Raw genomic sequence first — 13,547 nt, 5'->3', positions numbered from 1 at the left:
CTCCCCTTGAAAAAAAGCCAGGGGGAACCAAAATTGAAGTAAACCGCGGTTTAACTGAAAGTCGACATGCCAACGCAGTTCAGCGAAGACGTCGTCAAAGAGGCGTCTCGGGTGAGGACCACCCCTCCCCCCATGTATAAGGTATTGTTATTGAACGATGATTTCACCCCAATGGAATTTGTGGTGGAAGTATTGCAACAGTTGTTCCACATGAATCGGGAAAAAGCGACCCAAGTCATGTTACAAGTCCATACGCAAGGTCACGGCGTGTGTGGCGTTTATACCAAAGACGTGGCTGCCACCAAGGTTGAACAGGTGTTGCAATTTGCCAAAGCACACCAGCATCCGCTTCAGTGCGTTATGGAGGAAAACTGATGATTGCCCAGGAGCTTGAAGTAAGCCTGCATATGGCGTTCATGGACGCCAGGCGCAAGCGCCACGAATTCATCAGCGTGGAGCACTTGCTGCTTGCCATGATCGACAACCCCTCCGCCGCCGATGTCTTGAGGGCCTGCGGGGCCAATCTCGACCAGCTGAAAAAGCAGCTGGGCGACTTCATTGACGAACACACACCTACCGTTCCGGGTGAAACCGAGGTGGAAACCCAGCCCACACTGGGGTTCCAGCGCGTTATCCAGCGCGCCATCCTGCACGTTCAGTCTTCCGGCAAAAAGGAAGTCACCGGCGCCAACATTCTGGTGGCCATCTTCGGTGAAAAAGACTCACATGCGGTGTACTACCTGCATCAGCAAGGTATTTCCCGCCTGGATGTGGTCAATTTCATTTCGCATGGCATCACCAAGCAACGCTCCCCGCAGCATCCGCCGGAATCGCGTGAACAGCACAATGAATCCGATGGCGAGGAGCAAAGCAACGGCCCAGGCGGCGCACTGGAAAACTATACGCTGAACCTCAATCAGCAAGCCCGTGACGGCAAGATCGACCCGCTGATTGGCCGTGAGCACGAGCTGGAACGCACCGTGCAAATCCTGTGCCGCCGCCGCAAGAACAACCCCTTGCTGGTGGGCGAGGCTGGCGTGGGCAAAACGGCCATCGCAGAAGGCTTGGCCCGACGCATCGTCAACAATGAAGTACCTGACGTACTGTCCAAGGCTACCGTCTACGCGCTGGACATGGGCGCGCTGCTGGCTGGCACCAAGTATCGCGGTGACTTCGAACAGCGCCTGAAGGCAGTCATCAAGCAGCTGACCGAAGATGAACACGCCATCTTGTTCATTGACGAAATTCACACGCTGATTGGTGCCGGTGCGGCCTCTGGCGGCACGCTGGATGCCTCCAACCTGCTCAAGCCGGCCTTGTCCAACGGCAGCCTGCGTTGCATTGGTGCCACTACCTACAACGAATATCGCGGCATTTTCGAGAAGGATAATGCCCTGTCACGCCGCTTCCAGAAGATTGACGTGGCTGAGCCCACCGTGGAGCAGACCATCGAAATCCTGAAGGGCCTGAAATCGCGCTTCGAGGCACATCATGGTGTGAAATACACCCAGTCGGCCCTGTCTACCGCTGCGGAATTGTCTGCCCGCTACATCAATGACCGTCACCTGCCGGACAAGGCCATCGACGTGATTGACGAAGCAGGTGCCGCACAGAAGATTCTGCCCAAGTCCAAGCAGAAGAAGGTGATCAACAAGGCAGAGATCGAAGAGATCGTCGCCAAGATTGCCCGCATTCCGCCCAAGACGGTCTCCAGCGACGACAAGAACGTGCTGAAGAACCTGGAGCGCGACCTCAAGAACGTGGTGTTTGGTCAGGACAAGGCCATCGAAAGCCTGGCCACCGCTATCAAGATGACGCGCTCGGGCCTGGGCAATCCGCACAAGCCGATCGGCTCTTTCTTGTTCTCCGGTCCTACCGGCGTGGGCAAGACCGAAGTAGCCAAGCAACTGGCTTATGTGCTGGGCGTGGAGCTGATCCGCTTCGACATGTCGGAATACATGGAACGTCATGCAGTAAGCCGGCTGATTGGTGCACCTCCGGGCTATGTCGGCTTCGAACAGGGCGGCCAAATGACCGAGGCCATCAACAAGCACCCCTATGCGGTGTTGCTGCTGGACGAAATCGAGAAGGCGCATCCGGACATCTACAACGTACTGTTGCAGGTAATGGATCACGGCACCCTGACCGACAACAACGGACGCAAGGCCGATTTCCGTAACGTGGTGATCATCATGACCACCAATGCCGGGGCTGAAGCCATGTCCAAGCCGACACTGGGCTTTACCCAGTCCAAGGAAACCGGGGATGAGATGGCGGACATCAAACGCCTGTTCAGCCCGGAATTCCGTAACCGGCTGGATGCCACCATTTCCTTCAAGATGCTGGATGAGCAGATCATCATGCAGGTGGTGGACAAGTTCCTGATGCAGCTTGAGCATCAGTTGGGCGACAAGAAGGTGGAAATCCACTTCACCGATGCCTTGCGCGCCTTCCTGGCCAAACGCGGCTTCGACCCGCTGATGGGTGCGCGTCCGATGGCCCGGCTGATTCAGGACACCATCCGCAAGGCACTGGCAGACGAACTGCTGTTTGGCCGACTGGCCCATGGCGGGGAAGTTACGGTGGATATCAATGACCAGGATGTGGTCGAGCTGCAATTCGACACCGAAGCACTGGCAGCAGAGCCCGCCTGAGCCTGATAACCAAATCGCCTCACAAAAACGCCCGCAATTGCGGGCGTTTTTTTGTACCGGACAAGGACATCATCACTCAGCCACGTGGATGATGCTGGGCATGCAGCTGCTTGAGTCGCTCGCGGGCAACGTGGGTGTAGATTTGTGTGGTGGATATATCCGAATGCCCCAGTAACAACTGTACAACACGCAGGTCAGCACCATGGTTCACCAGGTGGGTGGCAAAGGCATGTCGCAGCATGTGCGGCCCAACGGGTGGCAAACCTTGCGCACTGGCATAGCTGGCAATCAGATGCCAGGCCATCTGCCGGCTCATCCCGGCCTTGCGCTGGGTGACAAATACGGCATCGCACTGCGCTCCACCCAACAACAGCACACGGGCTTCCCTGAAGTAGCGCTCCAGCCATTCCAGGGCAATTTCTCCCAAGGGCACCATGCGCTCCTTGTTACCCTTGCCACGGGTGATGATCAGGCCCGTCACCATGTCCAGCTGCTGCAGCGTCAGCCCCACCAGCTCGGACACGCGCAAGCCGGTTGCATACAGCACTTCAAACATGGCCCGATCGCGTAGTCCCAGCGGCGTTTCCACATCCGGTGCCTGCAACAACAGCTCCACCTGCCCTTCAGATAGGGTTTTGGGCAGCCGCTGCCCCAGCCGGGGGTTATCCAGATACAGGCTGGGGTCGTCATTGCGCTGTTTTGTCCCTAGCAGATACTGGTAATAGCGCCGCAGACAGGACAGCTGCCTGGCTCGCGTGGCAGGTTTCTCGTGCTCGATACTTGCCAACAAGGCCTGCTGCAGCTGGACATGGCTGGCCGATTCCAGCGCGCTGTCCTGGCTTTGCAGCTGTTTTTGCATTTTGGCCAGATCACGGCGATAAGCCGCCAGGGTATTGGCAGACAAGCCATCTGTCAGCCACAGATGATCCAGAAACCGGTCTATGCTTTCCGTACTCATGATGTCGTTCCTGGCCGAAGACATAAAAAAAGCGCAAGGTGTGAACCTTGCGCTTTCATCATACCTGACGGTATCAGGATCAGCCTTGCTTGCGAGCCGGCAGTTTTTCCTTGATACGTGCGGACTTGCCGGTACGACCACGCAGGTAGTACAGCTTGGCGCGACGTACGTCACCACGGCGCTTCACTTCAACGGAAGCCACCAGCGGGGAGTAGGTCTGGAAAGTACGCTCAACACCTTCACCGGCGGACATCTTGCGCACGATGAAAGAGCTGTTCAGGCCACGGTTACGCTTGGCGATAACAACGCCTTCGTAAGCCTGCAGACGTTCGCGGTTACCTTCCTTTACCTTGACATTCACCACAACGGTATCGCCAGGAGCGAATTCCGGGATGGTTTTGCCCAGGCGGGCGATTTCTTCTTGCTCGAGTTTCTGGATCAGATCCATGTGTTACTCCGGTTTTTTACGGATATCTTGTTCCTGCTGGTACTCTGCCAGCAGCCGAGATTCCTGTTTTGTCAAAGTGCGGCCCTGCAACAGCTCTGGTCGACGTTGCCACGTTCTTCCCAGCGCCTGCTTGAGCCGCCATTTAGCAATCAGTGCATGATTTCCGGACATGAGTACATCCGGCACCCGCATGCCCTGATAGTCTTCGGGTCGGGTATAGTGCGGACAATCAAGGAGTCCGTTCACAAATGAGTCTTCATAAGCAGACTGGGCGTCGTTGAGAACACCGGGAAGCAGCCGGATGACCGCATCCATCAGCACCATGGCCGGTAGCTCGCCACCGGACAACACGTAGTCGCCAATGGAAACTTCCTCGTCCACCTGTCGCTCGATCAAGCGCTCGTCCACCCCTTCGTAACGTCCGCACAGCACAATCAGACCGGGACGACGGGACAGCTCAACCGCTTTTTCGTGCGTCAATGCACGCCCTTGCGGGGACAGGTAGATAACATGGCTCTCTTCGACACCTGCTGCCTGCTGACGTGCCTTGGCCGCCGTAATGGCAGCCTCCAGCGGTTCAATCAGCATCAGCATGCCAGGCCCACCACCATAAGGACGGTCGTCCACACGGCGGTAGTTGTCATGGGTGAAATCGCGTGGATTCCATTTCTGGAAATCCCAAATGCCCAGATCAAGCGCCCGCTGGCTTACACCAAAGCGGGCGATGGCATCGAACATTTCCGGAAACAGCGTAATGGCATCGATATGCATCAGTAATCCAGGCCCCAGTCGACTGAAATGCGGGCCTCGGCCAGACTGACATCCAATACGAACTGGCCAACGAAGGGAATCAGCCGCTGGCCGTGTTCACCTTCTACCACCAATACGTCGTTGGCACCGGTTTCCATCAATTCGGTCACCTTGCCAAGCACCACACCTTGCTGGTTGACGACAGACAGGCCGATCAGATCGGACCAGTAATATTCGTCAGCGCCAGCTTCCGGCAATTCACTACGGGGAACGGCTATTTGCAGGCCGCGCAGGGCTTCCGCCGCGTCACGATCTTCAATGCCCTGCAGCTTGACGGACAAGCCCTTGGGCTGCACCGCCCCGTTTTCAAATGTGTACGGCTTCCAGCTGTCATCCTTGCCCAGCCACCAGACCGGGTAGTCAAACAGACCGTCAGCGTATTCGGTATCGGCCTGGACTTTGATCCAGCCCTTGATACCGAAGGCGCCACGCACAAACCCCATCAAGACGAGATCTTCCTTGCGCATGCGCCTTAGTCCGCGAGTTGAGTCAACGAACGATTAGGCAGCAACCTTCTGCTCTTTCAGCAGCTTGGCTACAGCGTCGGTAACCTGGGCACCAACGCCGATCCAGTAGTTCAGACGATCGGAAGTCAGGCGCACGCGCTCTTCCTTCTCGTTAGCTACCGGGTTGTAGAAGCCAACGCGCTCGATGAAGCGACCGTCACGACGGTTACGGGAATCGGTCACCACGATGTTGTAGAACGGACGGTTCTTGGCGCCGCCACGTGCCAGACGAATCACTACCATTGTCGATTGTCCTTAGATAAAAACGGTATCGTAGAAAAGCCCACGATTCTATGGCACTTTTCCCTTATCTTGCAAGCGCTTAATACGCCTGCCAGTCCTGCCGCCCGATATCGGTCAGCAGAAGACCCCTGCTTTGACGAAAAAAACCACACCAGGGCGCTGCAATCAGCCAAGGGCACGGAGTGCAATGCATTAAAGAATCTTGGTGACGATGGTCAGCGCCCTGTCTTCCGGATGGGTTTCCACGGTAAAGCCCAGCTTGTGCATCAGCTTGAGCATGCCCTTGTTGCCGGCCAGCACTTCACCGCGCATCACGGTCAGCCCTTGCTCACGGGCGGCATCGAACAAGGCATTCATCAGGATGTAGCCAATGCCCTTGCCCTGCCATTTATCTGCTACTTCCAGCGCAAATTCGCAGCCTTCGTTGTCCGGATCGGTAATGAAACGGGCCACGGCTTGCTGCTCTTCACCGTTCTCGGTCTCGCACGTCATGGCCAGTGCCATTTCGCGGTCGTAGTCCAGCTGGGTAAAGCGCACAAGCATGGTTTGCGACAGCTGCTTGATGCTGGACATGTAACGGTTATAGCGGCTTTCGTCCGACAGCGTGCGGACAAACTCCTGCTGCATCTCGGCATCTTCCGGCCGCACCGGGCGAATGGTGACCTTCATGCCATCGTTCAGCGTGGCACTGCGCACCATATGCGTGGGGTAAGGCATGATGGCCATGTGACCGTAGCGTTTCACATCAGGCTTCAAGGGTTCAACGATGATGCGCGCATCCAGCGCAATGACCCCCTTCTCGTCCGCCACCAAGGGGTTGATGTCCATCTCGCGCAACTCTGGCAGCTCGCACACCATCTCCGACACATGCAGCAGCACATCCACCAGTTCTTCCATGTCGACGGCCGGCAGGTTCTTGAAGGCACCCAGCAATTGGCCGATACGGGTCTTGCGTATCATGCTGCCCACCAGGTACTGGTTCAGCGGCGGCAAGGACAGCGCACGGTCATGCATGACCTCCACCGCAATACCGCCGGCACCAAAGGTAATCACCGGGCCGAACGAGCTGTCGTGTGTCACCCCCACCATCACCTCGCGCGCAAAGCGGCGTTTACGCATGGGCTGTACCGAAATGCCATCAATGCGCGCCTCCGGCATGGCCTGGTGGGCCCGCTCCAGAATGCTGCGGAAGGCTGCGCGCAAGGTGGCTTCGTTACTGATGTTCAACTCCACACCGCCGACATCCGATTTGTAGATGATGTCCGGTGAATCGATCTTCAGCACCACCGGGTAGTGGATTTGCTCGGCCAGCACCACGGCTTCATCTTCGCTGCGCGCCAGCAAGGTGGGGTTGACCGGGATACGGAACGCCGCCAGCACCTCCTTGGACTCGCGCTCGGACAGAATGGTACGGCCTTCGGCCATGGCTCCGGCAATCACTGCACGGGCACGCAGCAGGTCTGGTGCTTCACGCTTGCCTTCCAGCGGCCCTGGGGTCTGCAACAGCAATTGCTGGTTGTAATGATAGGAAGCCAGGTTGCGGAATACCTCGATGCCGTATTCCGGCGCACGGAAATGCGCGCACTTGGCTTTGGAAAACAGATCGCGGCTTTCCGATACCTTGGCATCACCCAGCCAGGACAGGAACATCGGCTTGCTGGATTCCCGCTGCAAGCCAATCATCAACTGCGCCGTGGTCAGGTGGTCGGTACCGGCCTGCGGAGTGAATACCACCAGCACACCGTCGACATTCGGGTCGTCGATACAGGCCTTCACCGCAGTACGAAAACGCACCGGGCTGGCATCACCGATCAGGTCGATCGGGTTGCCGTGCGACCAGTTGCGTGGCAAGGCGTTATTGAGCAGGTCCATGGTGGCGTCGCTCAGCTTGGCCAGCTCCACACCATTGGTATATGCACTGTCGGCAGCCAGCACGCCGGGGCCGATCCCGTTGGTGACAATGGCCAGCCGCTTGCCTCCGACACGGAAATTGGCTGCCAGCACCTTGGCCGCAGTAAACAGCTGGGCAATGGAAGACACGCGCAGCACACCGGCTCGGGACAGCGCGGCATCGAAAACATCACCGCTTTCAATCAGGTTGCTCGAATGGGTGACACCGGTCACATCATCCTGATAACGGCCCGACTTGATCACCACCACCGGCTTGGTACGTGCGGCCGCACGCAGCGCACTCATGAAGCGGCGTGCATGATGGATGTGGTGAACATGCAACAAAATGCCCTGGGTGAAGTTATCCGCCACCAGGTAATCCAGAATTTCGCCGAAATCGACATCCAGCGCCTCACCCACCGAAATCACACTGGAAAAACCGATGCCCTTGCTGTCTGCCCAGTCCAGCATGGCCGTACACAGGGCTGACGACTGCGACACCAGCGCCATGTTTCCCGGACGGACCTTACTGGTGTAATTGGTGGCATTGAAGCCGGCCACTGGTCGCATCAGGCCCAATACATTCGGCCCCAGCACACGGATGCCATAGTGGCGGGCGATGGATACCGACTCATTCAGGATTTCCCGCTCCAGCTGCTCGCTATCGGAAAACTCCTTGGCCAGCAGCACGGCCTTGATGCCCTTCTTGCCACAATCCTTGATGATGGCCGGCAAAGTACGAATGGCTGTACAGACCACGGCCATGTCAACCGCCGGTTCGATCAGGCGTACCGAGGGAACGGCAGGAATGCCACCCACCACCTTGTGATTCAGATTGACCGGAAACAGCTTGCCTTGAAAATTGCCCGCCAACAGATTGGCAAACACCGCCTGGCCAATGGAGCCGGGCGTATCGCTGGCACCAACAACAGCAACAGTGCGCGGTGAAAACAGCGGAGTAAGGTAGTGAGGCTTCATGGAAGCGGTTCCAGTAGGGTTAATGCCAGCAGTCATCCAGCACGACACGCTGCCAGGGGCAGCCAGTCTTCTGGCCAGATCTGTTTGAATACATGGACTTGCAAAGGCAAATCCAGCTTGATACCTGTATGTTGCGATAGTATTGTGCAATGCACAATAAGGACAAACGAGCATGCGTCATGAAGCGACGGGACTGATCGGCCAAGCACAGCCTGTGCAGAATGACACCAACATGCTGCCGCAGACCTTGCCGCCTCATGTTGACCTCGGGCAAGCGCACCTCAGATGAATTTTATAGCAAAGACCGCCACCATCCGCGCATCGCACACAAGCTGGCGGTGGTAATCGCACTGCAATATTGCTACCCTTGACGGTTCAGCAGTCCACGGGAACTGCATCGCAACATATCAATTCAGCTCGCCTGCAACATGAAGCAGGGCGGGCAGGAGTCAGCCATCATGACGAAGCGCGTCGTCACCCTTGCCCACTACTACACCCAGCCGGAAATCCAGCAAATGGCTGACAAGGTGGGCGATAGCCTGGAACTGTCGCTGTATGCCAAGGAAGCCAACGCCGACATCATTGTGTTTGCCGGTGTCCGTTTCATGGCCGAAACCGCCAAAATCCTCAATCCGCAAGCCGAAGTCATCCTGCCGGATGCCGGTTCCACCTGTTCGCTGGTCACTCAGACCGATGTCACTGCACTCAAGGCATGGCGTGAACGTCACCCGGACCATGTCCATGTGTCGTACATCAACTCCAGCGCGGAACACAAGGCACTGTCGGACTGGATTGTCACCAGCCGCAATGTGGACGACATCATTGCCCACCTGTATGCCGAAGGCAAAAAAGTCATTTTCTCGCCGGACCGCAACATGGGCGGCTACCTGAACGACCAATACGGCTACGACATGCCGCTGTGGTCGGCCGTGTGTGAAGTACACGACAAGTTCAACGAAGCAGCGCTGGATGAGGCATTTGCCGCCGCAACGGGTGAAAAATACCTGATTGCCCACCCGGAAAGCCCGTTGCCGGTACTGAAAAAAGCCGATTACGTAGGCTCCACCTCCGGCATGCTGAACTGGGTAAAAGCTTTCAAGGGTGACAGCAAGGCCGTCATCTTCGTCGCAACCGAAGACGGTATCCTGTACAACATGGGTCTGGCGCGGCCCGACCTGGACCTGCGGCAGGCCCCCATCTACGCCGGTTGCCAGTGCAACTCCTGTCCTTACATGAAGATGAATACCATCGAGGCAGTCAAACGCGCCCAACAAGGCGAGGGCTTGCGCATCGACTACCTCACGGCAGAACAGATGGATGCAGCCCGCATCCCGATTGAACGCATGCTGGAATTCAGCCAGCGCTACTACGCCTGATCAGACCAACCCGCTGCGGCGGGTTTTTCTTTGTCTGAATGTGCTGCAATGGTTTCCCAGCACTCCCTCGCAGCGATACAATCATGCGTCCAACCCGGAAGCAGAGCATGAAGTTCCTCATCAGCAATGACGACGGTTATTTCTCACCCGGCATACGGGTACTGGCGGAAACCCTGGCACGCCATGGCGAAGTCGTCGTGGTCGCCCCGGAACGCGACCGAAGCGGCGCCAGCAATTCGCTCACCCTGGACCGCCCCCTGACCGTCCGCCAGGCCGCCAATGGCTTTTATTATGTCAATGGCACGCCTACCGACTGCGTTCACCTGGCAGTGACCGGCTTGCTGGATTTCCGTCCGGACATGATCTTCAGCGGTATCAACCATGGCCCGAACATGGGCGATGACACCATTTACTCCGGCACCGTCGCCGCCGCCAGCGAAGGCTTTTTGCTGGGCATTCCCTCCATCGCCATTTCGCTGGCCGGCTATAGCGGCAAGCACTTCGATACTGCAGCACTGGTGGTGGAACAACTGCTGGAACGCCATCGACAACATCCACTGAGCAGCCCTGTGCTGCTCAATGTCAATGTCCCGGACATCCCTGCCAACGAGCTGCAAGCGCTGCAAGTCACCCGTCTGGGGCGCCGGCATCATGCCGAACCGGTCATCAAAGCCAAGAATCCCCGTGGAGAAACGATATACTGGGTAGGCCCGGTGGGAGCGGCACAAGATGCCGGGCCAGGCACCGACTTTGCGGCCATTGCGGGCAAGCATGCCTCGCTGACTCCGCTCATGCTCGATCTAACTGCATTTGGCCAAATGGACGGAATCAATACATGGCTTCATCCGTGACACAAGACAGCCAAGCCTATGGCATGCTGTCTGACCGTACCCGCAAACGCATGGTGGAGCGCCTGCGACAATCCGGCATTCAGGACGAACGTGTCCTTGGTGCCATGTCTGATGTGCCACGTCACCTGTTTGTCGATCAGGCATTGGCAACACGCGCCTATGACGATGTATCCCTCCCCATCGGTCATGGCCAGACCATTTCGCAGCCGCTGACCGTAGCACGCATGACTGAAGTGCTACTTGCCGGTCGCAAGCCTGGCAAGGTGCTGGAAATCGGCACGGGATGCGGCTACCAGACAGCCGTATTGCTCAAGACCGGGGCTGAAGTGTATTCGATTGAACGACTCTCGGCCCTGCTGGACAAAGCAAGGCGGAATCTGCGTGCAGCCAAACTGGTTCACGCCCGGCTGGTTCACGGTGATGGTCACTTCGGGCTACCGGAAGCAGCACCGTTCGAAGGCATCATCATGACAGCAGCGGCTCGCAACATTCCGGAAGCACTGGTCGAACAATTGGCAGAAGGCGGCAGGCTCATCATGCCGGTCGGTGAAGCCGAGCAGTATTTGTGGCTGCTGGAGAAAACCACGCAGGGTTTGCAAAAGACCAGACTGGACCCGGTCAAGTTTGTACCTCTTCTGCCCGGTCGTAACTAACTCTTGCAAAAACACAACACATACCAAGTGTAAATGTTTACAAACCTCAATTAACTGACATATAAAATCCATAGGCATGCATAAACAGCATTCAAAGCATTGGCTGACCGCATCGTTAACCTCCGTTGTTCTGGCAGGTTGCAGCAGCATGGCACAACAAGCAGCACCGGTTGAGTCAGCCCGCCCCGCTCCGGTGGCAACGATAACGAGCACGGCCAGCAAGCCCCAGGCACCGGTTGCAGCAGACACTGCCGTGGCAACGCCTTACAAGAGCGGCGGCGGACTGACTGCCAAGAAGTTGGGCAATGATTCGGCAGAAAAGACACATGTTGTTCAGGCAGGTGAAAACCTGTTTCGCATTTCGCTGAATAATGGTTTGAAATACAAAGATGTTGCTGCATGGAATAATCTGTCAGACAACAATATCAAGGTTGGCCAGGTGTTACGTCTGACGCCACCGACCAGCAATGAAGCCACGCCCCAACCCGTCCTGAAACAGCAAACGACGGTACCGGCAACAGAACAACCAAAACCAGAACAAGCCACCATTGAAAGTGGTAATCCTGCCGCTGGCAGCAAAAACTATCCGAAAGCACTCAAACTGCCTTATTCGGAAGAAGCTGCCAAAACACTGGCACAACAGAGCGAAGGAAGTGGCAATAAAAAGACAATGCCACCCAAAGTAGCTGCGACGACGTCCGCAAACAGTCAATCCGACAAAAAGGACAGTAGTACTCCAGCTGCAATATCGGAAAATAAGAACAAAATTGAAGAAAAATCTCAGGCAACAATCAGTGAAGATGCAGTCGCCTGGGGTTGGCCGACCGAAGGAAAAGTGATACGCGGCTATTCGGAAAGCAATAAAGGTGTCGATATCAGTGGTCGTGCAGGTCAAAGTGTCATAGCAGCAGGTGATGGCAAGGTCGTTTACAGCGGAAATGGCTTGAGGGGCTACGGGAAGCTCATCATCATCAAGCACAACAAGACTTTTCTGTCTGCATACGCTCATAACAGTCAGTTGATGGTCAAGGAGGGCCAGTCTGTCAGGAAAGGGCAAAAGATTGCCGAAATGGGTAATACTGATGCCGATCAGGTAAAACTGCATTTTGAGATCCGCCGCTTCGGGAAACCGGTTGATCCGATGCAGTACCTAGACAACAAGTCCTGAACAGAGGTATTTCCCTCTGCCAGGATCCACCGTAGCGGGGGGAAATAATGAACCAAGACAGCGATATCCTCGAAGAAGAGGAAGTTCTTGAAGAAGAAGTTGCCGAAGACGTTGCCGCTGAAGCAGAAACCGAAGAGGCTGCCGAACGTCAGAGCGTGACCGAGGAAGTGGCCGATGTCACCCAGATTTACCTTAACGACATCGGAAACAATGCCTTGCTGACACCAGCCCAGGAACTGGAACTGGCACGTCGTGTAGTCGCTGGCGATTTTGATGCCCGTCAGAAGATGATCGAGCACAATCTGCGTCTGGTGGTCAATATTGCCAAACATTACATCAATCGCGGCCTTGCGCTGCTTGATCTGATCGAAGAGGGCAATATCGGGCTGATGCATGCGCTGGAAAAGTTTGATCCAGAACGCGGCTTCCGTTTTTCAACCTATGCAACGTGGTGGATTCGTCAGAGTATCGAACGGGCCATCATGAACCAGTCGCGCACCATCCGCCTGCCGGTTCATGTCATCAAGGAGCTGAACGTCTACCTGCGTGCTTCCCGTCAGCTGGAAAGCCAGATGGGACGTGAACCGACACTGGAAGAAATTGCCCAGCACGTCGGCAAACCGGTGGAAGATGTGCGCAAGGTGATGAACCTGAACGAACGCATGGCTTCTCTGGATGCCCCGCTCGACATAGACCCGATGCTGTCCATTGGTGAATCCATCCCTGATGAACAACACGAAGAGCCTGAAATCCAGTTGCATAACAATCAGCTGGAACTCTTCGTCAAGGAATGGCTGGCACAGCTCAATGACAAGCAGTGCATGGTGATCGAGCGCCGCTATGGCCTGAACGGTCATGAAATCTGCACGCTGGAAGAGCTGGCTGCTGCGCTTAACCTGACCCGGGAGCGCGTGCGTCAGATTCAGATAGAAGGGCTGGAGCAACTGCGTCGCATTCTGCGCCGCAAGGGTATTTCACGCGATTTTGTCCTGTAAGCATCGCGCCTTACCTG

At 56.4% G+C, this 13,547-nt stretch carries 13 protein-coding genes; 7 read left to right on the top strand and 6 right to left on the bottom strand.

Going from position 1 to position 13,547, the window contains the following annotated elements; translation table 11 throughout:
• Positions 1–66 precede the first annotated feature (66 nt).
• Positions 67–375: an ATP-dependent Clp protease adapter ClpS gene (gene clpS, locus ACE3SE_RS14805; RefSeq protein WP_178972176.1), complete on the top strand. Its 309-nt coding sequence runs from the start codon at positions 67–69 to the stop codon at positions 373–375.
• A complete protein-coding gene (clpA, locus tag ACE3SE_RS14800; protein WP_045846597.1) occupies positions 375–2,654 on the top strand; it encodes an ATP-dependent Clp protease ATP-binding subunit ClpA in 2,280 nt (759 codons plus the stop codon). Before clpS ends, clpA begins: the two co-directional genes overlap by 1 nt.
• Before the next feature lie 76 nt (positions 2,655–2,730).
• On the opposite strand, the gene xerD is transcribed toward clpA, so the two are convergent.
• The 6 genes from xerD to ACE3SE_RS14770 all read right to left on the bottom strand — a co-directional run bounded on the left by xerD (position 2,731) and on the right by ACE3SE_RS14770 (position 8,487).
• Positions 2,731–3,612 carry a site-specific tyrosine recombinase XerD gene (gene xerD / locus ACE3SE_RS14795; RefSeq protein WP_374556327.1) on the bottom strand — a complete coding sequence of 294 codons (882 nt, stop codon included), beginning with the start codon at positions 3,610–3,612 and terminating at the stop codon, positions 2,731–2,733.
• A 79-nt stretch (positions 3,613–3,691) separates the two neighbouring features.
• The gene (gene rplS / locus ACE3SE_RS14790) at positions 3,692–4,060 is read right to left on the bottom strand and encodes a 50S ribosomal protein L19 (protein ID WP_045846598.1); all 369 of its coding nucleotides are present in this window, start codon (positions 4,058–4,060) and stop codon (positions 3,692–3,694) included.
• Between the two features lie 3 nt (positions 4,061–4,063).
• Positions 4,064–4,831, bottom strand: coding sequence for a tRNA (guanosine(37)-N1)-methyltransferase TrmD (gene trmD / locus ACE3SE_RS14785; protein ID WP_062789100.1), 768 nt, complete (start codon positions 4,829–4,831; stop codon positions 4,064–4,066).
• Positions 4,831–5,337: a ribosome maturation factor RimM gene (rimM, locus tag ACE3SE_RS14780; RefSeq protein WP_131357843.1), complete on the bottom strand. Its 507-nt coding sequence runs from the start codon at positions 5,335–5,337 to the stop codon at positions 4,831–4,833. Before rimM ends, trmD begins: the two co-directional genes overlap by 1 nt.
• Positions 5,338–5,370: 33 nt before the next feature.
• Positions 5,371–5,619: a 30S ribosomal protein S16 gene (rpsP, locus tag ACE3SE_RS14775; protein WP_045846601.1), complete on the bottom strand. Its 249-nt coding sequence runs from the start codon at positions 5,617–5,619 to the stop codon at positions 5,371–5,373.
• A gap of 192 nt (positions 5,620–5,811) precedes the next feature.
• Positions 5,812–8,487, bottom strand: a complete 2,676-nt coding sequence (locus tag ACE3SE_RS14770; protein ID WP_045846602.1) for a bifunctional acetate--CoA ligase family protein/GNAT family N-acetyltransferase — start codon at positions 8,485–8,487, stop codon at positions 5,812–5,814.
• A 458-nt stretch (positions 8,488–8,945) separates the two neighbouring features.
• On the opposite strand from ACE3SE_RS14770, the gene nadA reads away from it, so the two are divergent.
• From nadA to rpoS, 5 genes are all read left to right on the top strand, one after another.
• Positions 8,946–9,863, top strand: coding sequence for a quinolinate synthase NadA (gene nadA / locus ACE3SE_RS14765; protein ID WP_131357837.1), 918 nt, complete (start codon positions 8,946–8,948; stop codon positions 9,861–9,863).
• A 107-nt stretch (positions 9,864–9,970) separates the two neighbouring features.
• Positions 9,971–10,714, top strand: a complete 744-nt coding sequence (gene surE / locus ACE3SE_RS14760) for a 5'/3'-nucleotidase SurE (RefSeq protein WP_062789098.1) — start codon at positions 9,971–9,973, stop codon at positions 10,712–10,714.
• A complete protein-coding gene (locus tag ACE3SE_RS14755; RefSeq protein ID WP_045846604.1) occupies positions 10,699–11,367 on the top strand; it encodes a protein-L-isoaspartate(D-aspartate) O-methyltransferase in 669 nt (222 codons plus the stop codon). The genes surE and ACE3SE_RS14755 overlap by 16 nt, the downstream gene beginning before the upstream one ends.
• 148 nt (positions 11,368–11,515) lie before the next feature.
• Entirely contained in the window at positions 11,516–12,535 is a 1,020-nt protein-coding gene (locus ACE3SE_RS14750; protein WP_131360952.1) for a peptidoglycan DD-metalloendopeptidase family protein, read from the top strand.
• A gap of 47 nt (positions 12,536–12,582) precedes the next feature.
• Positions 12,583–13,530, top strand: coding sequence for an RNA polymerase sigma factor RpoS (rpoS, locus tag ACE3SE_RS14745; RefSeq protein WP_045846606.1), 948 nt, complete (start codon positions 12,583–12,585; stop codon positions 13,528–13,530).
• The last annotated feature ends 17 nt before the right edge of the window (positions 13,531–13,547 follow it).

Source organism: Aquitalea pelogenes, assembly GCF_041914625.1.
Classification (GTDB): Bacteria; Pseudomonadota; Gammaproteobacteria; order Burkholderiales; family Chromobacteriaceae; genus Aquitalea; species Aquitalea pelogenes.
This window is presented reverse-complemented; position numbering and strand designations above follow the sequence as displayed.

Coding starts and splice junctions, on each gene's coding strand:
- clpS (WP_178972176.1), top strand. CDS start 67: ATGCCAACGCAGTTCAGCGAAGACGTCGTCAAAGAGGCGTCTCGGGTG.
- rpsP (WP_045846601.1), bottom strand. CDS start 5,619: ATGGTAGTGATTCGTCTGGCACGTGGCGGCGCCAAGAACCGTCCGTTC.
- ACE3SE_RS14770 (WP_045846602.1), bottom strand. CDS start 8,487: ATGAAGCCTCACTACCTTACTCCGCTGTTTTCACCGCGCACTGTTGCT.
- rplS (WP_045846598.1), bottom strand. CDS start 4,060: ATGGATCTGATCCAGAAACTCGAGCAAGAAGAAATCGCCCGCCTGGGC.
- rpoS (WP_045846606.1), top strand. CDS start 12,583: ATGAACCAAGACAGCGATATCCTCGAAGAAGAGGAAGTTCTTGAAGAA.
- trmD (WP_062789100.1), bottom strand. CDS start 4,831: ATGCATATCGATGCCATTACGCTGTTTCCGGAAATGTTCGATGCCATC.
- rimM (WP_131357843.1), bottom strand. CDS start 5,337: ATGCGCAAGGAAGATCTCGTCTTGATGGGGTTTGTGCGTGGCGCCTTC.
- ACE3SE_RS14755 (WP_045846604.1), top strand. CDS start 10,699: ATGGCTTCATCCGTGACACAAGACAGCCAAGCCTATGGCATGCTGTCT.
- clpA (WP_045846597.1), top strand. CDS start 375: ATGATTGCCCAGGAGCTTGAAGTAAGCCTGCATATGGCGTTCATGGAC.
- ACE3SE_RS14750 (WP_131360952.1), top strand. CDS start 11,516: ATGGCACAACAAGCAGCACCGGTTGAGTCAGCCCGCCCCGCTCCGGTG.
- xerD (WP_374556327.1), bottom strand. CDS start 3,612: ATGAGTACGGAAAGCATAGACCGGTTTCTGGATCATCTGTGGCTGACA.
- nadA (WP_131357837.1), top strand. CDS start 8,946: ATGACGAAGCGCGTCGTCACCCTTGCCCACTACTACACCCAGCCGGAA.
- surE (WP_062789098.1), top strand. CDS start 9,971: ATGAAGTTCCTCATCAGCAATGACGACGGTTATTTCTCACCCGGCATA.